Genomic DNA, 24,702 nt, shown 5'->3' on the forward strand with positions numbered 1-24,702 from the left:
GAATGGGAATCCTTTCGGCCGGGGCCGCGCGAATCGTCCCCGAATGTACCGTAAATGAGACGGAATTGGGACTTGCAGCGCGTCGTTCCAACGCGTGAGGAAGGATCGCAGTCGCATCAGCGCGTGCTGCGGAACCAGCTGTGGAGGAAGTCGACGAAGGTGCGAACCTTGGTCGGGAGGTAACGACGATGCGGATAGATGGCATAGATGCCGCGATCCTTGGGCAGGAAATCGTCGAAGAACGTCACGAGCTCGCCGGAAGCGATCTTCGGCCGGGCGATGAAATCGGGAAGGACCGCCACTCCGATGCCGCTCACCGCGGCCCGCGCCGCGGCAAGTGGACTGTTGACCTCGATCTGCCCGCTGACCGGCACAGTGAATGGCGAACCGTCCTTTTCGACGAAACGCCAGCTCGAATAGGATCGGCCGTTGGTGTCGAGGATGCACGGCAGCTTGGAAAGTTCGCTCGGATGCGCAAGGGCGCCGGCCTTGGCCATGAAATCCGGCGAGGCGCAGACCAGCACCTGGAAGTCGTCGAGCTTGCGGGCGATCAGCGTCGAGTCCTCGAGCCGGGTGATTCGGATGGCGACGTCGAATCCTTCCTCGACGAGGTCGATGAACCGGTCGTCCGAGACGATGTCGAGCGACAGTTCGGGATGCTCCTTGCCGAAGTCGATCAGGGACTGGCCGATATCCGCGTCGACGAAAGTCCTCGGCACGGTGATTCGCAATCGGCCCTTGAGGTCGGAATTGTTGGCACGCACGAGATCGGCGAGGTTGTCGATCTCCTTCAGGATTTCCGATGCGCTGCGATAATAGGTGTGGCCGGCCTCGGTCAGCGAGAACTGGCGCGTCGTGCGGTTCAACAGCAGCGCGCCGAGCTCGTCCTCGAGTTCGCGTACATATTTCGACAGCAGCGCCTTGGATTTGCCGATGCGCCGGGCCGCGGCCGAAAAGCCTTCCGCGTCCACGACATCGATGAAGGCGCGGATGCGGGTCAAGGTATCCATGGTTCGTCTTTCTCTGGCGTGCAGGCGAAAACGCGCATGGGTAGGCGGGTCTCGGTTCCCGCACGCACGGCCTGCTGCGATCGTTCAGCCAAAGTGAACACTGGCGCCGTTGCCCGGTCCAGAAAAAATTAGCGGCGAGATGGAAAAACCTCTTGATTACGACGATGATTTTTCTTACCTACGCCTTGCCCAAAGTCGCACGTGCCTGTGGGTGTCCGCCGACCCTCGATTAGGTGAGGTTATCGGTAAGGTACCTGGAACTAACCCCTCCAGTCGCTATTCCGGCCAACCGGGAAATGCGAGGACATCTTGAAGCAACGACGGTGCGGGCCTTTCTGGTGTCTGCCGGCTTTCCAACAGCCGGGGTTACTGAAGAGGCACACCTTCATTGCCGGAAGTGCGGTTGGGTTATTCCCTCCAATCCATGGCAGACAAAGCCGAATCCTAGCCTTTGCGGGCTTTGATTCACATTCGCGCATCGAGCGCATGCATGGTTCCGGGGTCTCCACCGGCTGGTTCCAGTGCAGGCGTGCGTATGCCCTTTGTCCTCCACAAATGTGGAGTCTAATGGATCGGGGAATATGGCCATGACCACCGCACGTATCATCGACTTCCTCAACACCCGACGACCCGAAGGTCCTTGCCTCGTTGTCGACCTCGACGTCGTGCGCGATAATTTCAAGGCCTTCCGTCATGCGCTGCCCGACAGCGCGATCTACTATGCCGTGAAGGCAAACCCGGCGCCGGAAGTCCTGCGCCTTCTCGCCGGCCTCGGCTCCAACTTCGATTGCGCGTCGGTCGCCGAGATCGAAATGGCGCTCGATGCAGGCGCGACGCCGAACCGCATCTCCTATGGCAACACCATCAAGAAGGAGCGGGACGTTGCGCGCGCCCATGCGCTGGGCATCAGCCTCTTTGCGGTGGACAGCCACGAAGAGGTCGAGAAGATCGCGCGCGCCGCTCCCGGCGCCCGTGTCTTCTGCCGCGTGCTCACCGATGGCGAAGGCGCCGAATGGCCGCTGTCGCGCAAGTTCGGCTGCGTGCCGCAGATGGCGGTCGACGTGCTCGTCTATGCGCACCAGCTCGGGCTCGTTTCCTACGGCGTCTCGTTCCATGTCGGCTCGCAGATGACGAAGCTCGATGCATGGGATGCGGCTCTTGCCGATGCCAAGCGTGTCTTCGTCCAGCTTGCCAAGCAGGGCATCGAGCTCAAGATGGTCAACATGGGCGGCGGCTTTCCGACGAAGTACCTCAGGGACGTTCCGTCGGCCGAAGCCTATGGCCAGGCGATCTTCGGCGCGCTGAAGAAGCACTTCGGCAACAACATTCCGGAGACGATCATCGAGCCGGGCCGCGGCATGGTGGGAAATGCCGGCGTGATCAAGGCGGAAGTCGTTCTCGTGTCGAAGAAGTCGGACAACGACAGCCACCGTTGGGTCTTCCTCGACATCGGCAAGTTCGGCGGTCTCGCCGAGACGATGGACGAGGCGATCCGCTATCCGATCCGTACGGCCCGCGATGCCGATGCGATGGAACCCTGCGTGCTCGCCGGCCCGACCTGCGACTCGGCCGACGTGCTCTATGAGAAGAACATGTATCCGCTGCCGATCTCGCTGACGATCGGCGACGAGGTTCTGATCGAAGGCACGGGTGCCTACACGACGACCTACTCGGCCGTCGCCTTCAACGGCTTCGAGCCTCTGAAGGCCTATGTCATCTGATCCTGCTCGCTCCCGCTCAAGCGGGAGCGGCTTTCACAATTCATGTCCGGTCCGCCTGAAGCGGTTTTGATGACGGGAGGCCCAGATGGCCGCTGTTGTTGATTCCCTGCGCGCGTTCTTCGCGCCAACCACCTTTATAATCGACTCGGAAAACCCGGGCGATGTCGTTGCGCGCGAGAACCTGCTCGACCGTGCCATGGGCGCGGGTCGCCGCAGGAAATCGTCGGAGAAGCTGCGCCGCGGCCGCGTGCCTGCCGAGGGCCTTGCCCTTGTCGCGCGGGATGCGGACGGTCACGTCATCGGCACCGTGCGCCTCTGGAACGTCGAGGCCGGCGTCAACCGCGAGGGCCAGGCGGTGCCGGCGCTGCTGCTCGGCCCGCTTGCGGTCGATCCGGCGCATGAGGGCAAAGGTATCGGCGGCATGCTGATGCGCGCGGCGATCCAGGAAGCCAAGAACCGCGGCCATGGCGCTGTCCTGCTCGTCGGCGACGCCGCCTATTACGAACGTTTCGGCTTCTTCGCGCAGCGCGCGCAGCATCTCGTGATGCCCGGTCCTTTCGAACGCAACCGCTTCCTGGCGCTCGAGCTCAAGGAAGGCTGGCTCGACGGTGCTGCCGGGATGCTGGTTCCCAGCGGCCGGAAACTCGCTTTGCCGCCGCTTCGCCGCGCGGCCTGAATTTCTTCCGCTCGCACCCTGCGGAGGTGGATTATCAGCAGCGCTCCTGCCCTTCGCTGCGGGAGCGCTGTGGCGCTTCAGAGCACTTCCAGGAAAAGTTTGTAACGGTTTTCCCCCGCGGAAGTCTGTTGGATCAAACGGTTGAAGCATCTCAGTGTTTCTACGACATGTTGAAGCACGGCCATTCCCTTCGAATGACCATGCCACACGCTGTGCCGAAGCCTTCTAATTCGCAGCGCGGCGATAGAGCGCCAGAGATCCGGCGAGCGCCAGCAGTGCGCCGCCGCAGATGCGGTCGAGCCAGATCGCGCCGGAGCGCCTCATGAAGCGTACCGCCTGCGACCCGAGCAGGGCATAACCGAACATCACCATGAAATCGATCGACGCGAAGACGATGGCCAGCATGGCGTATTGCGGCGCCTGTGGCAGGGCGGGATCGATGAATTGCGGCAGAAAGGCCGAAAAGAACAGATAGCCCTTGGGATTGGTGACGGCGACGAGGAGGCTCTTGGTGAAGATGGAGCGCGTCGCCCCGGCATCCATGGCCTGCGACGCTTGCGGCGGGAGTTCCAGCGTCCCGCGCGATCGCAGCAGCATGACGCCGAGATAGGCGAGATAGGCGGCGCCCAGCCATTTGATCACGGAGAACCAGAATTCCGACGCTGCGAGCAGTGCGCCAAGCCCGAGTGCGACCGCGCCGATCAGCACGAAATCCGAGAGCATCGCGCCGATCATTCCTGCCGTTGCCCGTTTCACGCCATAACGCGAACCATTGGTGAGGGCGAGAAGCACGGTCGGTCCAGGCGTTGCAATGCCGATGAAGGCGACAAGCGCGAATGCGAGAATGGTGACTTCGCTCATGATGTGCTCCCCGGATCACTTTTCCTCATCCGCTCTTGGCGACGCCAAGTCGTCCCATGGCGGTCGCTTGCGTGCAAGTGGCATCGCCGGCGGCCCCGCGCGTTTGACAGCCTGCGTCGTTTCCCCTATTTCAGGCGCCGGGCGAGGGCCCCTGCCGTCCGCGAGCGTCAAGCTTCGGTGAAGTCTCTCTTTTCGACACGGTCACGCCGCGCGGCATGCTACCGATGGCAATGCGGACACCCATCCCGGAAATGCATGCCGTAACAGGAGACCCTGTCATGACGCATGAATTACGAAGCCTTCCCTCGCTCGATGCGCTGAAGGACCAGGCCAGACGCCTGAGATCGCGGCTTGTGTCGGAGGGTGACGAAGTCACCCACTCCAAGTCGCTCGAGCTGATCGCCGCCCAGTATGGCTATCGCGATTGGAACACGCTGCACGCGGCTGTCGGCAACCGACCTGCTTTCAATCCATGGATGCTCGGGGCGCGGGTCAAAGGCCGTTATCTTGGCCAGCCTTTCGAAGCGGAAGTCCTCTCGGCCCAGACGATCGGTGCGAAGCCGGGACGTTATCGCCTGACGTTCAAGTTCGACGAGCCTGTCGACGTCGTCACGTTCGAGAGCTTCTCCGCCTTCCGCCAGCGGGTCACCGCTACCATCGATGAGAGCGGGCGGACCGTCGAGACGACATCGGACGGGCGGCCGCATCTGGAACTGGAATGGTGAGAACAGGCGGAGCCGGCCCCATCCGGCTACCCCGCCTTTCGCCGCAGCGGGGGCATGCATTCACCCCCGCTACCCGGCGATATCCACCACACCGCAATCGCCCGCCGCCGATCCAAAAGCGAGTTGGCGGCCGCTCTTGTTCCAGGCCATGGCGGTGATCGCGCCATTGCCCGGGCGACGCAACAGGACTTCCTTGCTGTCCGCGAAGCGGGCGGCAAGGATCATGCCGTCCTCATAGCCGATGGCGACGATATCGTCCGCCGGGTGGCAGGCGACCGTCGTCACCATGATGTTGGCGCGGGTGCCGAGCTCGAGCGGCGCCTTGCCCATCGGCCCGTCCTTGCCCTGAAATGGCCAGACGATCGCCGCCGGCGCCCCGGACGATGCGAGCCACTTGCCCTTCGCTGACCAGGAAAGCGACTTCACCTTGGCCGGATAGCCGGTCATGCGCATGTGGCGCGCCTCGGCGCCGGGCTTCGCGTCGAGCTTCCAGCCATGCAGCGCATTTTCCTGCATTGCGGTGACGACGAAGCGTCCGTCGGGAGAGAAGGTGACGGCGGTGTGGGCGCCCTTCCATTCGAGGTCGACCGGCTGGCCTGCCATGGCCACCCAGTGCAGCGAGACGCCGTTGTAGCGCGCGGAGGCGATCCTCAGGCCCTTGGGTGCGAAGGCGATGCCTTCGACGGTCCGCTGCTCGGGAAAGTCCCTGGTGGTACCGTCGGAAAGACGGACATGCGTCGTCTTGCCGTAGGCGTAAGCGACCGCACCCTGCGGTCCCGCCGCAACTTGCGAGATCCATTTGCGACCCGTGTCGGCAACGAGGCTCGCCGTCCCGTCTGCCGAAATGCGCATTACCTTGCCGTCTTCGCCGCCGGTCAGCAGCGTATCGGTCGCCTCGTCGACAACGAGGGACAGCAGCCCGTCATGTGCTTCGGTCGTCTTGTGGCCGTGATCGAGCCGGTGGATCGTGCCGGCGGCCCCGGCGAAGAAGGGAACATCCTTGAGGAAAGCCACGCCGACGACGTGACCTTCGAGATCGAGCGGAGCGACGGTCGGCATCAGTTTGACGGACTTTCTTTTTTCATCATGGACTTATCCGGGATCATGCCGGGACTTCGCACGCCTTGAAGGTGCGCTCGATCTTCTCGCGGTCGAGATCGCGACCGATGAAGACGAGCCTGCTTTCGCGCTTCTCGCCGTCCTTCCACGGGCGCTGGTGATCGCCTTCGATGATCATGTGAACGCCTTGGACGACATAACGCTCCGCGTCGCCGGCAAAGGCGATGATGCCCTTGAGGCGCAGGATGTTCGGACCGTCGGTCTGGGTGATCTTCTGGATCCAGGGGAAGAAGCGATCCGGATTCATTTCGCCCCCGCGCAGCGAAATCGACTGCACCGTCACGTCATGGATCGGTGAGGGGCCGTCGTGATGGTGATGGTGATGGTGGTGGTCGTGATCATGCTCATGATCATGATCATGATCATGATGGTGGTGATCATGATGGTGATGATCGTGGTCGCAATCGGGACCGCAGACGTGGTCGTGATCGTCCTGATCGAGGAAGTGGGGATCGTTTTCGAGCGCCCTGTCGAGATTGAAGGCACCCTGGTCGAGCACCTTTCCGAGGTCGATCTCGGAGCGCTGCGTGCGATAGATGCGGGCGGACGGATTGATGACGCGCACGGTTGCCTCGACGCGCTCCAGTTCCTCCGGCGTCACGAGGTCGGTCTTGTTGAGAAGCACCACATCGGCGAAGGCGATCTGGTCCTCGGCCTCGCGGCTGTCCTTCAGACGCAGCGGCAGGTGCTTGGCGTCGACGAGCGCCACGACCGCGTCCAGTTCCGTCTTGGCGCGAACGTCGTCATCCATGAAGAAGGTCTGCGCGACCGGCACCGGGTCGGCAAGGCCGGTGGTCTCGACGATGATCGCGTCGAAGCGCCCGGGACGGCGCATCAGTCCTTCGACGACCCGGATCAGGTCGCCTCGAACGGTGCAGCAGACGCAGCCGTTGTTCATCTCGTAGATTTCCTCGTCGGACTCGACGATCAGGTCGTTATCGATACCGATCTCGCCGAATTCGTTGACGATGACCGCATATTTGCGGCCATGATTCTCGCTGAGGATGCGGTTCAGAAGCGTCGTCTTGCCGGAGCCGAGATAGCCCGTGAGCACGGTGACGGGGATCGGCTTCAGCGCGGATGTTTCGGTCATGGGAACCTCGAGGGTTGGCGATGCGCCGCAGGCATCGATGGTTGGGTTCTCATATAAGAGATGAGGTGGCGATGCGCAAATACAGACCTGTGTCGCGATCGACGCGAAAGAAAAAATCAGTCGAGCTCGCCGGCATCGAAGGCGTTCACATCCTCGAGCAGTTCGATGATGCCTTTCGCAGCATGCGCAAGCAGCGCTTCGCCGCGCTCGGCGGTGGCGGCGGCGGCATTGCCGGCGGCGCCGTCCGGGCTCAGATCCGACATCTTCCAGCCGAAGGCGTGCGGGCCGTAGGCGCGCAAATGCTTGAAGGAACGCGCGAACTCGCTCTGGCGCGAGGCGAAGTCGCGCGTCTTCGCCATGTCCACCTTGTCCGGATGGAGCGCCAGCATGACCGAGGTCTCGATATCGCCGCCATGGATGTCGACTGCCTTGTCCTCGGCGCCGATCCAGCCATCCGGCTGTCCGAAGCGTGTCCAGCTCGTCGCCACGGCGAGCATCCGGAAGCGTATCCGCGCCTCAGTCGCTACGATGGTCATCAGGGGCGAATTGCCGCCATGCGCGTTCAGCATCACGAATTTGCGGATGCCGAGTCCGGCGAGGCCCTCGGCGATGCCGAGCCAACGTTCGACCGCCTCGTCATAGGCGAGCGTTCGGGTGCCGGGCACGTCCATGTGTTCGATCGAATAGCCGACCGGTTCGACAGGCAGGAAGGTCACGGGCAGGGCTTGGGGGAGTGCGGCGATAACGCGTTCGACGATGCCCGCCGCAATCAGCCGGTCCGTTTCGAACGGGAGATGCGGCCCGTGTTGTTCATGTGCGCCGAGCGGGAGCACCGCGATCCAGTCCCGCCGCTCGACAGGTTCGAGTGCGGCGGAATTGTCGGTCCATCGGGGCTTCGGCAGCGACATTTCTACTCGGACCTCGGCGTGGTTTGTCGTAAAATCGTTATTTGAGTCATACAGTTCGTAAACTCAAGCCTTATTGCTATAAGTGTAGTGTAGGGGATTCGGCGGGAGGTCCAATGGGCAAGAAGAGCAAAGCCGAAAGGAAGGGCAAGAACGGCAAGAAGAAGGACGAGATCGTCGCCGAGGCGAACGATCACGATCTGGCTTCGGTTCTCGTCCAGGCGGCCCGCTCGATGCGCACCGTGCTCTCTCGCAACCTCGTCGCGAGCGGCCTTTATGCCGGGCAGGACGGCGTCATGCTCGCCCTTGCCGAAACCGACGGGCTCACGGCCGGGGCGCTGGCGGGCAAGCTCGGGGTCAAGGCACCGACGATGACGCGCACGATCGGCCGCATGGAAGCGCAAGGCTTCCTCGAACGCCGCCCGGACAGGGACGATGCCCGGCTGACCAAGGTCTATCTGACAGAGCTCGGCCGTGATCGCCTGCAGATCATCGCGGAAGCGGGCCAGCATTCCGAGAAGCTTGCAACACGCGGTTTGACCGACAAGCAGGTACGCACTCTCATGAAGCTCCTGCGCGCTGTCGACAGCAATCTGCAGGCCGCCAGAGCTGCGGATTGAGCCGCGGTGTGAGAACCGGGCGGCTTGAACTTCCCGATTGCAGCGATATTTTAAACAGTTTAAAGGAATTTAAACTGGCTGACGGCAGCGACTGCAACGGGGGATATGGTGGCGCAAAAGGTCAAGCTTTCGACAATCGCGGAAACACTCGGCCTTTCGACGGCGACGGTATCCCTGGCATTGCGCGACAGCCCGCTGGTGGCGGCGGTCACCCGCGACAAGATCAAGGAGCAGGCGCGCGCACTCGGCTATATCTACAACCGCCGTGCCGCAAGTCTCAGGACGTCGCGCTCGGGCATCATCGGTGTCGTCGTGCACGACATCATGAACCCGTTCTACGGTGAGATCCTCAAAGCGATCGAGGCTGAGCTCGATCGCGACAAGCAAACCTTCATTCTGTCCAACCACTACGATTCCGTCGAAAAGCAGCGGGATTTCATCGAGACGCTGCTGCAGCTCGGCGGCGACGGCGTCATCATGTCGCCCGCCATCGGCACGCCGCCGCAGGATATTCAGCTTGCCGAGGACAACGGCATGCCGGCGATCCTGATCGCCCGCTCGATCGAGGGGCTCGACGTCCCGATCTTCCGCGGCGACGACGCCTATGGCATTTCGCTCGCGACCAATCACCTCATCGGGCTCGGCCATCGCTGCGTCGCGATGGTCGGGGGAACCGACCAGACCTCGACCGGCCGCGACCGCTATCAGGGTTACGTCAATGCGCTTCGCAAGGCGAATATCGAGGTCGATCCGGACCTGCGCATCCCGGGGCCGCGCTCCAAGCAGGGCGGTTTCGAGGCCGCCGTGCATCTCCTCTCACTGCCGCAGAAGCCGACCGCGGTCGTCTGCTGGAACGATCTGGTCGCCATCGGGATGATGAACGGCATTGCCCGCGCCGGCCTCGTGCCGGGCGTCGACATCTCGGTCACCGGCTACGACGACCTCGAGGAAGCGTCGATCGCGACGCCCGCGCTGACGACCGTCTGGAACGGCCAGGCGGAGGTGGGCCGCAGCGCTGCGCGCGCGCTCCTCGACAAGCTTTCCGGCAGCCATGAACCGGACGGCATCCATCTGATCAAGCCGGAAATGCGCATCCGCCAGTCGACCGGCCCGCTGCGGGTAACGGCTTGATCGATTCCTCCGAGTCTGAACAGGATGCGTGAGTGTTCGCCCGCATTCCCGCTATGTCCGGAAAGGAAACCCGATGAGTCGTCCCAGAATTCTCGTGCCCGGCAAGATCAACCCGAGGGTCCTCGAACGATTGCCGGAAATGTTCGAGACCGTGTGCATCGAGCGCGCCGATGCGGCTCTCGTGACAGCCGACATGCGCGACGTTTCCGGCATCGCCGTTTCGGGCAAGCTGCCGGTGCCGCTGATGGATGCATTCCCCAGCCTCGAGATCGTTGCGAATTTCGGCGTCGGCTACGACGGCGTCGATGTCTCGCGCGCAGCAGCCCGAGGGATTGTCGTCACCAATACGCCTGATGTCCTGACGGAGGAAGTCGCCGACACGGCCATCGGCCTCCTCCTCAACACGCTGCGCCTCCTGCCGCAGGCCGAGCAATGGCTGCGCCAGGGCCGCTGGGCGCGCGAGGGCGCCTTCCCGCTATCGCCGCTATCGCTCCGCGGCCGTACGGTCGGGCTGTTCGGCCTCGGCCGGATCGGCCTCGCGATCGCACGGCGGCTCGAAGCCTTCGGCGTCTCCATCGCCTACCACACGCGAACGCCGCGCGAAGGGCTCGCTTTCACCTATCATCCGACCCTTTCGGGTATGGCCGAGGCCGTCGACACGCTCATCGTCATCGTACCCGGGACGGCGAGCACGCTGAGGGCTGTCGATGCGGATGTCCTTTCGGCGCTCGGCCCGAAGGGCGTGCTGATCAATGTCGGCCGGGGATCGACCGTGGACGAGGCGGCGCTCATCGCCGCGCTTCGCAACGGCACCATTGCCGGAGCCGGTCTCGACGTCTTCGAAAACGAGCCGCATGTTCCCGAAGCGCTGCTTTCGTTTCCGAACGTCTCTCTGCTGCCGCATGTGGCGTCGGCGTCGGTCGTCACGCGCAACGCGATGTCCGATCTCGTGGTCGACAATCTGAAGGCATGGTTCTCGACCGGCGAGGCTTTGACGCCGGTCGTCGAGACGCCGTTCCGGCGCAGAGTGGTCTAACCTAACTGGCCTTGCTCTCGCGATAGGCGCGCGCGGCATCTCCGAAGGCCTTGAACAGGGCGGCTGACGGGGCGTCGGTCCGCACCCAGTATTCGGGATGCCACTGCACGCCGACGGCGAAGGCCTTGGCGCCGATGACCGAGACCGCCTCGATGGTCCCGTCGTCGGCCACGGCTTCGACTGCGAGGCGCGGAGCGGCGGCGCCGATCGCCTGGCGGTGCAGCGAATTGACCCTTACGCGGCCCGTGCCGAGGACCGGGGCAAGGCAGCTTCCTTCCTTCACGACCACATCCTGGCGAATGCCATAGGCGACATCGAGATCCGGAACCTCCGGCTTGCGATGGTCCCAGATGCCGGGCTGCTCCTGGATCTCGCTCGCAAGCGTGCCGCCCAGCGCGACATTGAGCTCCTGTATGCCGCGGCAGATCGCGAACAGCGGGACGCCGCGATCGATTGCGCGGCGGATCAGCGGCAGGCTGGTCGCATCGCGGCCCGGGTCGAAAGGCCCGTCCACTTCGGTCGCCTCCCTGCCATAGAGCGAAGGGTGGACGTTGGAGCGAGCGCCGCTGGCGAGCACCCCGTCGACGCGGTCGAGAATCTCGTCCACATCGTTCCCGGCCTGCAGTGCGGGAATGAGAAACACCATCAGCCCGGCGCCCTCGACCGCCGCGCGGACATATTGGTGGGCGGCAACATGCCAGACATTGCCGTCGAATTCGCGGAAATCGCAGGGGATGGCAACGACAGGTTTCGACATCGTCAGACTCCGGTTATTATCCGCAAAAGCCATGCCGCCAGAACCTTTAAAAAGTCAACGGGAGAAGCGCGGTACTCCCTCATCTCCGGCGGAACGGCTTGGGCAATGAAAAGACGAGCCTGCGCACTTCCGACGGAAACCGCCATACGCTTTTCCTGAAAGTGCTCATTCGATTATGCCGCAGGCGTGCGGGGCGGTTTTCGTTGCGAAGGGCCGGCGCATTGTGTATGCGGAGCTAAAGGAACCGATTGCGCCTCCCGGGCAAGCGGTGATGGGTGGATAAGACAGGGCCGCCATCGGCGGCGCCGCAGAATTTTGGAGAATGACGATGGCAGAGCATCATTCGGGACCGGTCGAAACGGGCGCTCCGATGGACTATTCCGAGCATGAGAAGACATATGATTTCTTCATCAGCGCCACGAAATACGGCACTCTGTTTTGCGTCGCGCTGCTGATTGCGATGGCTGCTGCTTTCTTTACGACGATGGGCTTCTTCAGCTCGCTTGTTCTTTTCATTCTCATCAACGTTGCCGGTTACTTCTTTCTTCGCTGACCGGCGTCGCTGATCCGTCCCGCCGAAGATGGGGAGGGGTCCCCATCCTTGTCGCGGGCCCATCGCGTTTTTCCCGCACCACGTGGGAGTATCGTCTCGGCGGCGGATGTTTCCGCCCCCGCAGGAGGAGTTTCTGTCGCTGCGACGACGCCCCGTAAGGTGCACTAAGGTCGCTGTAGCGCATCGAGGTGCCGCATGGTTCTCTTCCGAAATCGGCTCGATTCGGGGACCGTGTGAGTGAAGAGGCGGCGTGCAATGCTGTCGTCTGGAGGACAACGTCCGCAACCCGGCCAGCCGGGGCGGACCGGGGAGGGGGATTTGTGAGCGAGATCGTCTTTATCGCCAAGGAATCGGATCCGAACGAGGGACGCGTTGCCGGCTCCGTCGAGAGCGTGAAAAAACTGAAGGCGCTTGGCTTCGACGTGGTTGTCGAAGCGGGTGCGGGCCTCAGTTCACGCATACCAGATCAGGAATACGAGAAGGCCGGTGCGCGGATCGGTACGGCGGCGGATGCGAAAACCGCCGACGTGGTCCTCAAGGTCCGTCGGCCGACTGCGCAGGAGATTTCCGGCTACCGGTCGGGCGCTGTCGTCATCGCCATCATGGATCCCTACGGTAACGAGGAAGCGATATCGGCCATGGCCGGCGCGGGCCTCACGACCTTCGCCATGGAGCTGATGCCGCGTATCACCCGCGCCCAATCCATGGACGTGCTTTCCAGCCAGGCAAACCTTGCCGGTTATCAGGCGGTGATCGACGCCGCCTACGAATATGACCGCGCGCTGCCGATGATGATGACCGCGGCCGGCACCGTACCGGCGGCCAAGGTCTTCGTCATGGGCGCAGGCGTTGCCGGCCTGCAGGCGATCGCTACCGCCCGCCGCCTGGGCGCGGTCGTCTCGGCGACGGACGTTCGCCCCGCCGCCAAGGAGCAGGTAGCCTCGCTCGGGGCCAAGTTCATCGCCGTCGAGGATGAGGAGTTCAAGGCGGCCGAGACCGCCGGCGGCTATGCCAAGGAAATGTCTGAGGAGTATCGGGCCAAGCAGGCGGCGCTCGTCGCCGAGCACATTGCCAAGCAGGACATCGTCATCACCACGGCGCTGATCCCTGGCCGCCCGGCGCCGCGGCTCGTTAGCCGCGAAATGCTCGATTCCATGAAGCCCGGATCGGTCGTCGTCGACCTTGCAGTCGAGCGCGGCGGCAACGTCGAAGGAGCCGAAGCCGGCAAGGTGACGGAGGTCGGGGGCATCAGGATCGTCGGCCATCTGAACGTGGCGGGCCGCATCGCCGCTTCCGCCTCGTTGCTCTATGCCAAGAACCTCGTCACCTTCCTGGAGACGATGGTCTCGAAGGAGACGAAGGCGCTGGCATTGAACATGGAGGACGAGCTCGTCAAAGCCACGGCGCTGACCCATGGAGGGGCAGTCGTGCACCCGGCCTTCGGCGGTGTCATGAGGGGGGAGAAGTAAGATGGCGAACGAACTTCTGGACAAGGCACTGACCGATCTGGAACGGGCGGTCGAGGCGGTGAAGACCGCCGCCGAATACGTGCCCGATGCGGCCGGAGCGGTGGCGCATGGCGCGACCGGCGGCGCGATCGATCCCTTCGTCTTCCGCCTCGCGATCTTCGTGCTGGCGATCTTCGTAGGCTATTACGTCGTCTGGTCGGTGACGCCGGCGCTGCATACGCCCCTGATGGCGGTGACCAATGCGATCTCGTCGGTGATCGTCGTCGGCGCCTTGCTTGCGGTCGGGATTTCCGCTTCGGGGCTTGCCACCGGCTTCGGCTTCGTCGCACTGGTGCTTGCTTCGGTGAACATCTTCGGCGGCTTCCTGGTCACCCAGCGCATGCTCGCCATGTACAAGAAAAAAGAAAAGTGAGGCGGGCCGATGAACGCTAATTTCGCTGCCTTCCTCTATCTCGTCTCGGGCGTGCTCTTCATCATGGCGCTGCGCGGCCTGTCGCATCCGACCACCAGCCGCAAGGGCAATACCTACGGCATGGTCGGCATGGGCATCGCGATCGTCACGACGCTGTTCCTGGCACAGCCGTCGATCGGCGGGTTTCTCCTGATCGTCGTAGGTCTGGCCGCCGGCGGCGGTGCCGGCGCCTATATCGCAAAGCGCATCCCGATGACGGCGATGCCGCAGCTCGTGGCCGGCTTTCACTCGCTCGTCGGTCTCGCTGCCGTTCTGGTGGCGGCCGCCGCACTCTATGCCCCGTCCTCCTTCGGTATCGGTGAGGTCGGCTCGATCCACGCCCAGGCGCTGGTCGAAATGGCGCTCGGCGTGGCGATCGGCGCCGTCACGTTCACGGGCTCGATCATCGCCTTCCTGAAGCTCGACGGCCGCATGTCCGGCAAGCCTATCCTTCTGCCCTACCGCCACGCGATCAATCTCGCGATTGCCGCACTCGTCGTCTTCTTCATCGTCGGGTTGGCGCTCAGTGAAAGCCATTTCGATTTCTGGGCGATTGTCGCCCTGTCGCTGGCGCTCGGCGTGCTGATCATCGTTCCGATCGGCGGCGCGGATATGCCGGTCGTCGTGTCGATGCTGAACTCCTATTCCGGCTGGGCCGCGGCCGGCATCGGCTTTACCCTCGGCAACCTGGCGCTCATCATCACCGGGGCGCTCGTCGGCTCGTCGGGCGCGATCCTCTCCTACATCATGTGCAAGGGCATGAACCGGTCCTTCATCTCGGTGATCCTGGGCGGCTTCGGCGGCGAGACGGCGGCTGCCGGCGGCGACGACGGGGTCCAGAGGACGGTGAAACAGGGCTCGGCCGACGACGCCGCCTTCCTGATGCAGAACGCCTCTAAGGTGATCATCGTGCCGGGCTACGGCATGGCAGTCGCCCAGGCACAGCACGCGCTCCGGGAGCTTGCCGACAAGCTCAAGGAGAACGGCGTCGAGGTGAAATACGCGATCCACCCGGTCGCCGGCCGCATGCCGGGCCATATGAACGTGCTGCTCGCCGAAGCGAATGTCCCCTATGACGAGGTGTTCGAACTGGAGGACATCAATTCGGAATTTGCCCAGGCCGACGTCGCCTATGTCATCGGCGCCAACGACGTCACCAATCCCGCGGCCCGGGACGACAAGTCCTCGCCGATCTACGGCATGCCGATCCTGGACGTCGACAAGGCCAAGACCTGCCTCTTCGTCAAACGCTCACTCGGCTCCGGCTATGCCGGCATCGACAACACGCTGTTCTACAAGGACGGCACGATGATGCTGCTCGGCGACGCCAAGAAGATGACCGAAGAGATCGTCAAGGCGATCAATCACTGAGGATATCGGCTCCATTTAACTGGAGGCGACCTCCGGATCCCAGGTGAAGAGCTCCTTCGCCCTGGCGATGCCGCGCAATGCGAAGCGCCCGAGCGAAACGGCATTTGCCCGATGCTCGGGCGGACAGGCGGCGATGAATTCCGAAGACATGATCACGTGCCGCTCGACGGAGCGGCACATGGCGGAGATACGGCTCACCTCGTTGACGGCCGGTCCGACGACGGTGAAATCCAGCCGATTCTGGCTGCCGATATTGCCGTAAAAGACTTCGCCGATGTGCAGGCCCAGATAGACGTCGGTAGTCGGCTTCCCCTCGTCGAGCCGCCTTGCGTTCAATTCCGCGAGCATGACCCGCAGCTGACGCTCCGCCGCGATGGCGGCGCCGCAGTCCTCGGCCGGTTTGCGGCCGTTGAAGATGGCAAGCACTCCGTCGCCGATAAGCTTCAATACGCTGCCGCCATGATCGTGGACGGCGGTGATCACCATGCCGGAATAGTCGTTCAGAAAGGGGATGACATCCTCCGGCGCGACGCTGTCGGCTATGCGCGTGTAGTTCCGCAGATCGGAGAACCACATGACTGCTTCGATCCGCTCGGCCGAGCCCCGTTCGATGCTGCCCTCGACGACGCGGCGGCCGGCGTCAGGGCCGAGATAGACATCCGCAAGCGTCCCGATGATGCGCATGCACGAGGCTGCCTTCACCGCGAGCGCGAGGGTGGGCAGCAACACTCTCAGTGCCGCGATGTCCTCCTCACGGAAGCCGGCCTGCTTCTTTGTGGTCCAATAGGAGTACAGGCAATCCATCTGCCCTATGCGGCCGCGGTCGGTGAAGTGATGAATCATGCTGACGCAGTCGGTGTGGCCCTCTGCCTTGAGCGTGTCGAGCATGGTGAAGGGAATATGCTTCTCTCCGGCAAGGCGGGTGCGGCGGTCGGTTTCATTGTTCTTGAGCATATGGAAGAAGACGGAACGCTGCCAGTTGGTCTGGGCTTCGCCGCCGCTGGTCGAGCCGTATTGCACGACCTCGGGAACCTCGCCGCTTTCGCTGTTCCACTGGAAGGCGCGTCCCTCGAACTCCGGGTGCAGCGTATCGATGATGCCGAGCGCACGATCTATGGGCAGGCCCGCGGCGTGGCACCGTTCACAGAAGCCGGCAAGAAGGTCCTGCTCCTTCAGGCCTCGAATTCCCTCGTCCGACATCCACACAACGATGTCGCGGATCAGCTGTTCCTTCATCCTGCATCCCGTCGTGCCGGCGTTACCGCGTCCGGCAACGATCATCACCATCACAGTGCAGCGACTTGCGGCGCCGCGCAAGGTGGGCCGTGCGGATCACGCAATGTGGCGCGGACGGGGAAGGGAGAAGAGACGGCCTCACCGCTCGCCCCGCGATCAACCGGCCGGCGCCAGGACCAGATGATCCACGCCAAGGGCGACATTCAGGCCCTCTTGCACCTGGACATTGACCGGTTGCAGCATGAAAGCCTTGTTCGTGCCGCCGGCAATGACCTTCGCTCCGCCACCGACAGCGAAGCTCGCATCGGCGCCGACGCCGACATATTCGCCAGCCAGTGCATATTCGTTCAGCGGAGTGCCGGTTTTCGCCAGCACGTCCCAGATCATGACGGTTTTGCCGGTGGAGCCGATGTCCAGGCCGATCTTGGTGATCTTGCCCGCGTAGACTCCTCCAGGCGAGCCATCCGCCGGCGAGAAGGTGCACATCAGGTTCTTGGTGGAGGTGACGATCAGACCGGTGCCGCCTTCCGAGCCGCATGTGAGACGCCCGAGCGTGACGTAATTCTGGGCGCTGGCAGCTCCGGTGAGCGCCGCAAAGGCGATTGCCGTAATGAGGGTCTGTCGAATCATGGCTCGGATCTCCGTGCTGGACCGTTTCACTGTTCATTCCAACTGCGAAACGCTCTAAACCCGCTGAAACCAGGCGCTTCCGGACGGAAAACCGTTACACACTTTTCCTGGAAGTGCTCTAATCCTTGGTCCAACGCACTTCCGGACGGAAAACCGCTACGCACTTTTCCTGGAAGTGCTTCTAGGCCATGGTCAAACGGATTGAATTCAGGATGGTTCCGCGACCCTGTTCGGCTTTGATGAAACGACTACGCCCGCGACAGGCGCGGGCGTCTGATGTCTAACGGAGAATGGGCGACGTCAGGACATCGCCTTGGCGCGGGCAAGGCCGGCACGCGCCGGCTCGTATTTGGGATCGAGCGACAAGGCATGCGAATAGGACTTCGCCGCCTTGGCCTTGTCACCGCGGCGCTCGTAGATCAGCGCCTGGTTTGCCCAGGACTCCGCCAGCTTGCCATTCAGGTTGATGGCCGTGTTGAAGTCGGAGAAGGCATTGTCGTCGTCGCCCTGCGCCACATAGGAGATGCCGCGGCCGTTATAGGGTTCGGGTGAGCTCGGCGAGAGCGAGATTGCCTTGGAGAAATCTTCGATAGCCTGCGCGTGCTGGTTGCGCGCCTGATAGATCAGGCCACGATTGTGGTAGGCGCGGGGGTCCGCCGTATCGAGTTCGATCGCCTTGTTGAAGTCGTTGAAAGCGGCGTCGAGCTGGTTCGCCTGCCGGTAGAGATTGCCGCGGCCGATATAGGCGACATCGTAATTCGGATTGATCTGCAGCGCCGCATTGTAATCGGCAAGAGCGGCCTGCTGGTTGCCCAGGTTGCGCTGAACCAGCGCCCTGTTGGCATAGGCCTGATAGAAGCGCGGGTTGAGCTGGATCGCCTGGTCGAAATCGGCGACCGCGCGGCGGAATTCGCCGGCGCGCCCGTAGGCCGAGCCGCGCACATTGTAGCCCTCGGGGTCGCTCGGATTGGACGCGATGACGCTCGAGAGCGAGGCGATGTTTTCTTCCGAGCCCTGTGCCCGTTCGACACGGAACATCGATTCGGGCTTGTCGGTCTGGCATCCTGCGATCAGCAGGGCCGAGCCGAGCACGAGAAAGGCGGCAAGCTTCGGCTTGCGCTGGTGGCGGCGGTTCGCCTCCTCGGTGATGAGGCCGGAGACGTCCGCAGTCATGGCAGCAAGTGTCAAAGTCGATCCCTCAATGCGACAAGGCCCGAAAGCCATCGGCTTTCCGTTTACAGAGCACGCAAGTGCGGCGGCTGACCGTCGCCAGCTGTCACGCTAGACTGTCGACGGACTGGGTGTCCATACCAAAATGGCGGCGGCGATCCCTCGCCTCCGCCACTTGCATTGGAAAGCGTCGAAAAAAAGACGATCAGCGGGCCACGAGGCCTTCGCGCTGCGCCCGCTTGCGGGCCAGCTTGCGAACGCGGCGGACGGCTTCTGCCTTTTCGCGCGCACGCTTCTGGGACGGCTTTTCGTAGAAGTCACGCATCTTCATTTCGCGGAAAATGCCTTCGCGCTGCATCTTTTTCTTAAGAGCGCGGAGCGCCTGATCGACATTGTTATCGCGGACAAGTACCTGCACGTGAATCCCGTTCCTTTGCTTCGAGTTGGCAAGCCTCACCATCAGGTTTGGAGAGGCAATAAATTTGCGTTCGCTGGGCGAGAACCCTACGATTGAAAGAGCGGATAACAGATCGCGTGCCGAAAGTCCAGCGGCGAGAGAAAGCGCGTGGGGAAAAAGCGCCAATACCTCTGCGGCGGCGGGCAGTCGATGTCGCAAGACCGCGCAAGTCCGCCTGATCGCGTCGCAAAAGAAACGTTGCGTGGTCCTCGGATTTGCGATTTCTAACGCCAACGAACGTTACCGGGTTCATGGAGTAGCAGGCTGATGCGCAAATATTCTGTTTTTGCCGTGGCGCGCGAGGCGCTGCGCGGCCACAAAGGGTGGGGCCCGCACTGGGCTTCGCCGGAGCCGCGCAAGCAATATGACGCAATCATCATCGGCGGCGGCGGCCACGGCCTCGGCGCCGCCTATTATCTCGCCAAAGAGCACGGCATCACCAACGTCGCCGTGCTCGAGAAGGGCTGGATCGGCGGCGGCAACACCGGCCGCAACACGACGATCATCCGGTCCAACTATCTCTATGAAGAGAGCATGGACATCTACGAGCATTCGCTGAAGCTCTGGGAAAACCTGTCGCAGGACCTGAACTACAACGTCATGTATTCGCCGCGCGGCGTGATGATGCTGTCGCACAACATCCATGACCAGCAGTCTTTCAAGCGTCACATCAATGCCAACCGGCTCTACGGCATCGACAACGAATGGCTGACGCCGGAGCAGGCCAAGGCCTACTGCCCGCCGCTCGACATAGCGAAGACTGCCCGCTACCCGATCAACGGCGCGGCACTGCAGCGCCGCGGCGGCACCGCGCGCCACGATGCGGTCGCCTGGGGCTATGCGCGCGCGGCCTCGGATCGCGGCGTCCACATCATCCAGAATTGCGAAGTGACCGGCATCCGCCGCGACGAAACCGGCCGCGTGACCGGCGTCGATACCAACCGCGGCTTCATCGGCGCGAAGAAGGTCGGCATCTCCGCTGCGGGCCACTCGTCGGTCCTGATGCAGATGGCGGATGTGCGCGTGCCGCTGCAGAGCCAGCCGCTGCAGGCGCTCGTTTCCGAGCCCTTGAAGCCGATCTTCCCCTGCGTTGTCATGTCGAACTCCGTGCATGCCTATATTTCGCAGTCGGACAAGGGCGAGTTCGTCATCGGCGCCGGCACCGACCAGTACAATTCCTACTCGCAGACCGGCGGCCTGCAGATCATCACGCATACGCTGGATGCGATCTGCGAACTTTTCCCGATGTTCCGCCGCGTCAAGATGATGCGGCAATGGGGCGGCATCGTCGACGTCACCCAGGATCGTTCGCCGATCCAGGGCGTGACGCCGGTGCCCGGGCTCTACCTCAATGCCGGCTGGGGGACGGGCGGCTTCAAGGCGACGCCGGGTTCGGCCAATCTCTTTGCCCATCTCATCGCGCGCGGCGAGCCGCACCGGCTTGCCGCGGGGCTCACGCTCGAGCGCTTCCGCACCGGGCGGCTCATCGACGAGGCGGCCGCGGCCGCCGTTGCGCACTAAAGCATGATCCGACGGAGCGAAGATCGATAGGATTACGCTTCAGAGAAAAGAACGTAGAGCGGCCTTGCGCCTTCCAAGGAAGGCGCGGCGCTCTGATCGAGGACATTCCAGATGCTTCTGATTTACTGCCCCTATTGCGAGGAAGAGCGCTCGGAGCTCGAATTCCGCAATGCCGGCGATGCCCACATCGTCAGACCGGCCAACATCGCCGAGATCAGCGACGAGGAGTTCGAGGAGTACTTCTTCCTCCGTCAGAATCCGAAAGGGCTGATCTATGAAAGGTGGCGGCATATCCACGGCTGCGGTCGCTTCTTCAATGCGGCTCGCGATACGGTGAGCGACCGCTTCCACGTGACCTACAAGGCCGGTGAGCCGAAGCCCGATCTCAACGCCGAGCCGAAGACGAGCGAAACGGTCGAGACCTACGAGGCGCTGGAAGGAGTGGCAGAATGACCGGGGTCAATCGAATTTCGGGCGCCGGGCGCCTGACGCCGGCGCGCACCGCCCGCTTCACCTTCGACGGCCGGACGCTGACGGCGCTCGAGGGCGACACCATCGCCTCCGCGCTCATCGCCAACGACATCCATCTCGTCGGCCGCTCGTTCAAATATCACCGCCCGCGCGGCATCCTTTCGGCAGGCGCCGAAGAACCGAATGCGCTGCTCGACGTTTCGCGCGATGCCGCGCGCCGGCAGCCGAACGTGCGCGCCACCGTGCAGGAAGTCTTCGACGGCATGAAGGTGTCGTCTCAGAACCGTTGGCCGTCGCTCGCCTTCGACGTCGGCGGCTTCAACGATCTGTTGTCGCCCTTCTTCGCGGCGGGCTTCTACTACAAGACCTTCATGTGGCCGAAGGCCGCCTGGCACAAGATTTACGAGCCCTTCATCCGCCGCGCAGCCGGTCTTGGCGTGGCGCCCACGGAGACCGATCCGGACCATTACGCAAGCCGCTACGTCCATTGCGACGTGCTGGTGGTCGGCGCCGGCGCTGCCGGACTTGCGGCCGCACTCGCGGCCGCGAATGCCGGTGCGAAGGTGATCCTGTGTGACGAACAGCCTGAAGTCGGCGGAGCCCTGCATTACGACAGCGGCACCGTGATCGACGGCCAGCCCGGCTATGACTGGGCGCTGGCGACGGGCAAGGCGCTTGCGGCGATGGACAATGTCACGCTGCTGACCCGCACGACGGCCTTCGGTTACTACAACCACAATTTCGTCGGCCTCGTCGAACGCGTGACCGATCACCTCCCGGCCCCCGACAAGGGGCTTCCGCGCGAGCGTCTATGGCAGGTGCGCGCGAAGAAGGTGATCCTCGCCAATGGCGCGATCGAGCGCCACATGGTCTTCGCCAACAACGACCGTCCTGGAATCATGCTGGCCTCGGCCGGCCGCACCTATCTCAACCATTTCGGCGTCGCGGTCGGCAAGAAGGTGGGCATCTACACGGCCCATGATTCCGCCTATGAGGCGGCCTTCGACCTGAGGAAGGCCGGCGTCGACGTCGCCGTGATCGTCGACTGCCGCGACAGGCCGGGCGACATGGTGCTCGCCGAAGCCCGCAGCCTCGGCATCGAGGTATTGAGCGGCCACTCGGTCGTCAATACCGCCGGCAAGCTCAGGATTGCATCCATGAGTGTGGCTCGCAACGGCGGCGGAGCATCACGCAAGATCGCGGTCGACGCCCTGCTCGTCTCGGCCGGTTGGACCCCCTCGGTGCATCTCTTCTCCCAGTCGCGGGGCAAGGTGACGTTCGATGACGCGACGGAGCGGTTCCTGCCGGGAACCTATGCACAGGAATGCCTCTCCGTCGGCGCCTGCAATGGCACGGACGACCTGCAGGCGACGATCGACGAGGCACTCGCCGCCGGTGAACTGGCGGCCCGTGCCGCGGGTGCGGAAGGCGGCGGTCAGGTCGCGCTCTCCGGCCGCAACGCTTTCGAATGGACAGGCGGCATGATTGGCGCGGCGGAAGGCGCGGGGCGAGACACGACGGTCAAGGCCTTCATCGACTTCCAGCACGACGTCTGCGCCAAGGATATCCGGCTCGCGGTGCGTGAAGGGATGCATTCGATCGAGCACATCAAGCGCTTCACCACCAATGGCATGGCGTCCGACCAGGGCAAGCTTTCCAACATGCACGGCCTGGCGATCGCGGCGGAAGCGCTCGGCAAGGAAATCCCGCAGGTGGGGCTCACGACCTTCCGCCAGCCCTATACGCCGGTGACCTTCGGAGCGATCGTTAGCCACTCGCGCGGAAACCTCTTCGATCCGGCCCGCAAGACGCCGATCCATGCCTGGGAGGAGGCGCATGGCGCCGAATTCGAGGATGTGGGCAACTGGAAGCGTGCCTGGTTCTATCCGCAAGCGGGCGAAAACATGCACGAGGCGGTCGCGCGCGAGTGCAAGACGGTTCGCGACGTGGCCGGCGTCTTCGACGCATCGACCCTCGGCAAGATCGAAGTGGTCGGCCCCGATGCCGCCAAGTTCCTGAACCTCATGTACACCAACGCCTGGGACAACCTGAAGCCCGGCCGCTGCCGCTACGGGATCATGCTGCGCGACGACGGCTTCGTCTATGACGACGGTGTCGTCGGCCGGCTTGCCGACGATCGCTTCCATGTGACGACGACGACCGGCGGCGCGCCGCGCGTCCTCCACCACATGGAGGACTATCTCCAGACGGAGTTCCCGCATCTGAAGGTGTGGCTGACGTCGACGACCGAGCAATGGGCCGTCATCGCGGTCCAGGGTCCGAAGGCGCGCGAGATCATCGCGCCGCTCGTCGAGGGCATCGATCTCTCGAACGAAGCCTTCCCACATATGAGCGTTGCCGAAGGCAGCATATGCGGTGTGCCGACCAGGCTCTTCCGCATGTCGTTCACCGGCGAACTCGGCTTCGAGGTCAACGTACCGGCCGACTACGGCCAAGCCGTGTGGGAGGCGATCTGGGCTCGGGCCGAGCCGATGGGCGCCTGCGCCTACGGCACCGAGACCATGCACGTGCTGCGCGCCGAAAAAGGCTACATCATCGTCGGCCAGGACACGGACGGAACCCTCACGCCGGACGATGCCGGCCTTTCCTGGGCGGTATCGAAGAAGAAACAGGACTTCGTCGGCATTCGCGGCATGAAGCGGCCCGACCTCGTCAAGGAAGGCCGCAAGCAGCTCGTCGGCCTCCTCACGAAGGACCCGCAGGTGGTGCTGGAGGAAGGGGCGCAGATCGTTGCCGATCCGAACGAAGCCAAGCCGATGACCATGCTCGGTCATGTGACCTCGTCCTACTGGTCGCCGAACTGCGGCCGCTCGATCGCGCTCGCGGTCGTCGCCGGCGGCCGCGCACGCCTCGGGCAGACGCTCTACGTGCCGATGGCCGACCGGACGATCGCCGTCGAGGTGAGCGACATGGTGTTCTTTGACAAGGAAGGAGGTCGCCTCCATGGCTGACCACGCAATCGCTACACGCAAAGCTCCGCTTGCCGGCCGCCGTGGCGGCTCGCCGGCGGCGATCCTTACCCCTGCGGAACCCGCTTCGCGGATATCGCTGCGCGCCGGGCCCGACGCGGTTCCCGCACTCTCGGCAGCTCTCGGCGTGACCATTCCCGTGCGGTCGAAGACGTCCGCGTCGACCGGCCGGCGTCATGTCCTCTGGCTCGGTCCCGACGAGTGGCTGGTGATCGACGAGGACGGCGCCGACCTGATGGCGGCGGCCGCATCGAGCGGGACCGTGCATTCGGCCGTCGACGTTTCGCACCGGAACACTGCCGTCATCGTCAGCGGGGCGGGCGCGGAAGCGGCGATCAACAGCGGCTGCCCGCAGGACCTGTCGCTCGCGATTTTCCCCGTCGGTGCCTGCTCGCGCACGATCTTCGGCAAGGCGGAAATCGTACTCTTCCGAACCGCCGAGGATACGTTCCGCGTCGAGTGCTGGCGATCGTTCTCGTCCTTCGTGTTTGGGCTGCTGGCCGAAGGCGCGGAAGACGCGGGGCACTGAGAAGGCAATTTCCGGCCCCTCATCCGGCCTGCCGGCCACCCTATCCCCGCCGGGCGAAGGTGACTCGCGGCAAGCTCCAGTCCTCTTCGCCGCCCTGGAAAGAGGGCGAGGCGGTGCCCGCATGTTCCTTCTCCCCGTAAAACGGGGAGAAGGTTGCGGCAGCCGGATGAGGGGCATTTCCTCCTCAGGAGCGATCGCGC

At 63.5% G+C, this 24,702-nt stretch carries 24 protein-coding genes; 14 read left to right on the top strand and 10 right to left on the bottom strand.

Annotated elements, in window-relative coordinates; translation table 11 throughout:
* Positions 1 to 116 precede the first annotated feature (116 nt).
* Positions 117 to 1,010, bottom strand: a complete 894-nt coding sequence (locus BHD07_RS00745; protein ID WP_100672886.1) for a LysR family transcriptional regulator — start codon at positions 1,008 to 1,010, stop codon at positions 117 to 119.
* Between the two features lie 581 nt (positions 1,011 to 1,591).
* Here BHD07_RS00745 and odc2 point away from each other — a divergent pair.
* Entirely contained in the window at positions 1,592 to 2,731 is a 1,140-nt protein-coding gene (odc2, locus tag BHD07_RS00750) for an ornithine/lysine decarboxylase (protein ID WP_234841209.1), read from the top strand.
* Positions 2,732 to 2,816: 85 nt separating this feature from the next.
* A complete protein-coding gene (locus BHD07_RS00755; protein WP_100672888.1) occupies positions 2,817 to 3,407 on the top strand; it encodes a GNAT family N-acetyltransferase in 591 nt (196 codons plus the stop codon).
* 225 nt (positions 3,408 to 3,632) lie between these two features.
* Here BHD07_RS00755 and BHD07_RS00760 read toward each other — a convergent pair whose 3' ends face one another.
* Positions 3,633 to 4,268: a LysE family translocator gene (locus BHD07_RS00760; RefSeq protein WP_338277060.1), complete on the bottom strand. Its 636-nt coding sequence runs from the start codon at positions 4,266 to 4,268 to the stop codon at positions 3,633 to 3,635.
* 278 nt (positions 4,269 to 4,546) lie between these two features.
* Here BHD07_RS00760 and BHD07_RS00765 point away from each other — a divergent pair, with 278 nt between their 5' ends.
* Positions 4,547 to 4,993 carry a glyoxalase superfamily protein gene (locus BHD07_RS00765; RefSeq protein ID WP_338277062.1) on the top strand — a complete coding sequence of 149 codons (447 nt, stop codon included), beginning with the start codon at positions 4,547 to 4,549 and terminating at the stop codon, positions 4,991 to 4,993.
* 69 nt (positions 4,994 to 5,062) lie between these two features.
* Here the strand turns inward: BHD07_RS00765 and BHD07_RS00770 are convergent, their stop codons facing one another.
* The 3 genes from BHD07_RS00770 to BHD07_RS00780 form a co-directional block, all read right to left on the bottom strand.
* Complete coding sequence (locus tag BHD07_RS00770; RefSeq protein WP_338277064.1) at positions 5,063 to 6,052, bottom strand: WD40 repeat domain-containing protein; 990 nt, start codon at positions 6,050 to 6,052, stop codon at positions 5,063 to 5,065.
* A gap of 43 nt (positions 6,053 to 6,095) precedes the next feature.
* Positions 6,096 to 7,205 carry a CobW family GTP-binding protein gene (locus BHD07_RS00775; RefSeq protein ID WP_338277065.1) on the bottom strand — a complete coding sequence of 370 codons (1,110 nt, stop codon included), beginning with the start codon at positions 7,203 to 7,205 and terminating at the stop codon, positions 6,096 to 6,098.
* Positions 7,206 to 7,321: 116 nt separating this feature from the next.
* On the bottom strand, positions 7,322 to 8,113 hold the full coding sequence (locus BHD07_RS00780) for a creatininase family protein (RefSeq protein ID WP_338277067.1): 792 nt from the start codon (positions 8,111 to 8,113) through the stop codon (positions 7,322 to 7,324).
* 113 nt (positions 8,114 to 8,226) lie between these two features.
* Here BHD07_RS00780 and BHD07_RS00785 point away from each other — a divergent pair, with 113 nt between their 5' ends.
* The 3 genes from BHD07_RS00785 (at position 8,227) to BHD07_RS00795 (ending at position 10,897) form a co-directional block, all read left to right on the top strand.
* Complete coding sequence (locus BHD07_RS00785) at positions 8,227 to 8,730, top strand: MarR family winged helix-turn-helix transcriptional regulator (protein WP_003528917.1); 504 nt, start codon at positions 8,227 to 8,229, stop codon at positions 8,728 to 8,730.
* 108 nt (positions 8,731 to 8,838) lie between these two features.
* Positions 8,839 to 9,861: a LacI family DNA-binding transcriptional regulator gene (locus BHD07_RS00790; protein ID WP_026168787.1), complete on the top strand. Its 1,023-nt coding sequence runs from the start codon at positions 8,839 to 8,841 to the stop codon at positions 9,859 to 9,861.
* A 73-nt stretch (positions 9,862 to 9,934) separates the two neighbouring features.
* The gene (locus BHD07_RS00795; RefSeq protein WP_100672893.1) at positions 9,935 to 10,897 is read left to right on the top strand and encodes a 2-hydroxyacid dehydrogenase; all 963 of its coding nucleotides are present in this window, start codon (positions 9,935 to 9,937) and stop codon (positions 10,895 to 10,897) included.
* Between the two features lies 1 nt (position 10,898).
* Here BHD07_RS00795 and BHD07_RS00800 read toward each other — a convergent pair whose 3' ends face one another.
* Positions 10,899 to 11,654 carry a gamma-glutamyl-gamma-aminobutyrate hydrolase family protein gene (locus BHD07_RS00800; protein WP_338277075.1) on the bottom strand — a complete coding sequence of 252 codons (756 nt, stop codon included), beginning with the start codon at positions 11,652 to 11,654 and terminating at the stop codon, positions 10,899 to 10,901.
* A 328-nt stretch (positions 11,655 to 11,982) separates the two neighbouring features.
* On the opposite strand from BHD07_RS00800, the gene BHD07_RS00805 reads away from it, so the two are divergent.
* From BHD07_RS00805 to BHD07_RS00820, 4 genes are all read left to right on the top strand, one after another.
* A complete protein-coding gene (locus tag BHD07_RS00805; RefSeq protein WP_003528928.1) occupies positions 11,983 to 12,207 on the top strand; it encodes an aa3-type cytochrome c oxidase subunit IV in 225 nt (74 codons plus the stop codon).
* A gap of 320 nt (positions 12,208 to 12,527) precedes the next feature.
* On the top strand, positions 12,528 to 13,676 hold the full coding sequence (locus BHD07_RS00810) for a Re/Si-specific NAD(P)(+) transhydrogenase subunit alpha (RefSeq protein WP_338277078.1): 1,149 nt from the start codon (positions 12,528 to 12,530) through the stop codon (positions 13,674 to 13,676).
* Between the two features lies 1 nt (position 13,677).
* On the top strand, positions 13,678 to 14,088 hold the full coding sequence (locus tag BHD07_RS00815) for an NAD(P) transhydrogenase subunit alpha (protein WP_003528932.1): 411 nt from the start codon (positions 13,678 to 13,680) through the stop codon (positions 14,086 to 14,088).
* A gap of 9 nt (positions 14,089 to 14,097) precedes the next feature.
* Entirely contained in the window at positions 14,098 to 15,498 is a 1,401-nt protein-coding gene (locus BHD07_RS00820) for an NAD(P)(+) transhydrogenase (Re/Si-specific) subunit beta (protein WP_127709118.1), read from the top strand.
* Positions 15,499 to 15,513: 15 nt separating this feature from the next.
* Here BHD07_RS00820 and BHD07_RS00825 read toward each other — a convergent pair whose 3' ends face one another.
* From BHD07_RS00825 to rpsU, 4 genes are all read right to left on the bottom strand, one after another.
* Positions 15,514 to 16,785 (bottom strand): adenylate/guanylate cyclase domain-containing protein, encoded by a 1,272-nt coding sequence (locus BHD07_RS00825; RefSeq protein WP_338277081.1) that lies wholly within the window; start codon positions 16,783 to 16,785, stop codon positions 15,514 to 15,516.
* 105 nt (positions 16,786 to 16,890) lie between these two features.
* A complete protein-coding gene (locus tag BHD07_RS00830; protein WP_100672898.1) occupies positions 16,891 to 17,364 on the bottom strand; it encodes a DUF992 domain-containing protein in 474 nt (157 codons plus the stop codon).
* Between the two features lie 300 nt (positions 17,365 to 17,664).
* Positions 17,665 to 18,588, bottom strand: a complete 924-nt coding sequence (locus BHD07_RS00835; RefSeq protein WP_013844854.1) for a tetratricopeptide repeat protein — start codon at positions 18,586 to 18,588, stop codon at positions 17,665 to 17,667.
* Positions 18,589 to 18,739: 151 nt separating this feature from the next.
* Complete coding sequence (gene rpsU / locus BHD07_RS00840; RefSeq protein ID WP_025424858.1) at positions 18,740 to 18,952, bottom strand: 30S ribosomal protein S21; 213 nt, start codon at positions 18,950 to 18,952, stop codon at positions 18,740 to 18,742.
* Positions 18,953 to 19,258: 306 nt separating this feature from the next.
* Here rpsU and BHD07_RS00845 point away from each other — a divergent pair, with 306 nt between their 5' ends.
* From BHD07_RS00845 to BHD07_RS00860, 4 genes are all read left to right on the top strand, one after another.
* Positions 19,259 to 20,512 (top strand): sarcosine oxidase subunit beta family protein, encoded by a 1,254-nt coding sequence (locus BHD07_RS00845; protein ID WP_018096724.1) that lies wholly within the window; start codon positions 19,259 to 19,261, stop codon positions 20,510 to 20,512.
* A gap of 111 nt (positions 20,513 to 20,623) precedes the next feature.
* Positions 20,624 to 20,965 (top strand): sarcosine oxidase subunit delta, encoded by a 342-nt coding sequence (locus BHD07_RS00850; RefSeq protein WP_003533888.1) that lies wholly within the window; start codon positions 20,624 to 20,626, stop codon positions 20,963 to 20,965.
* Positions 20,962 to 23,955, top strand: a complete 2,994-nt coding sequence (locus BHD07_RS00855; RefSeq protein ID WP_100672900.1) for a sarcosine oxidase subunit alpha — start codon at positions 20,962 to 20,964, stop codon at positions 23,953 to 23,955. Before BHD07_RS00850 ends, BHD07_RS00855 begins: the two co-directional genes overlap by 4 nt.
* Positions 23,948 to 24,502 (top strand): sarcosine oxidase subunit gamma, encoded by a 555-nt coding sequence (locus BHD07_RS00860; protein WP_100672901.1) that lies wholly within the window; start codon positions 23,948 to 23,950, stop codon positions 24,500 to 24,502. Before BHD07_RS00855 ends, BHD07_RS00860 begins: the two co-directional genes overlap by 8 nt.
* Positions 24,503 to 24,702: the final 200 nt, after the last annotated feature.

The organism is Sinorhizobium sp. KGO-5, assembly GCF_036245905.1.
GTDB classification, from domain to species: Bacteria; Pseudomonadota; Alphaproteobacteria; order Rhizobiales; family Rhizobiaceae; genus Sinorhizobium; species Sinorhizobium meliloti_A.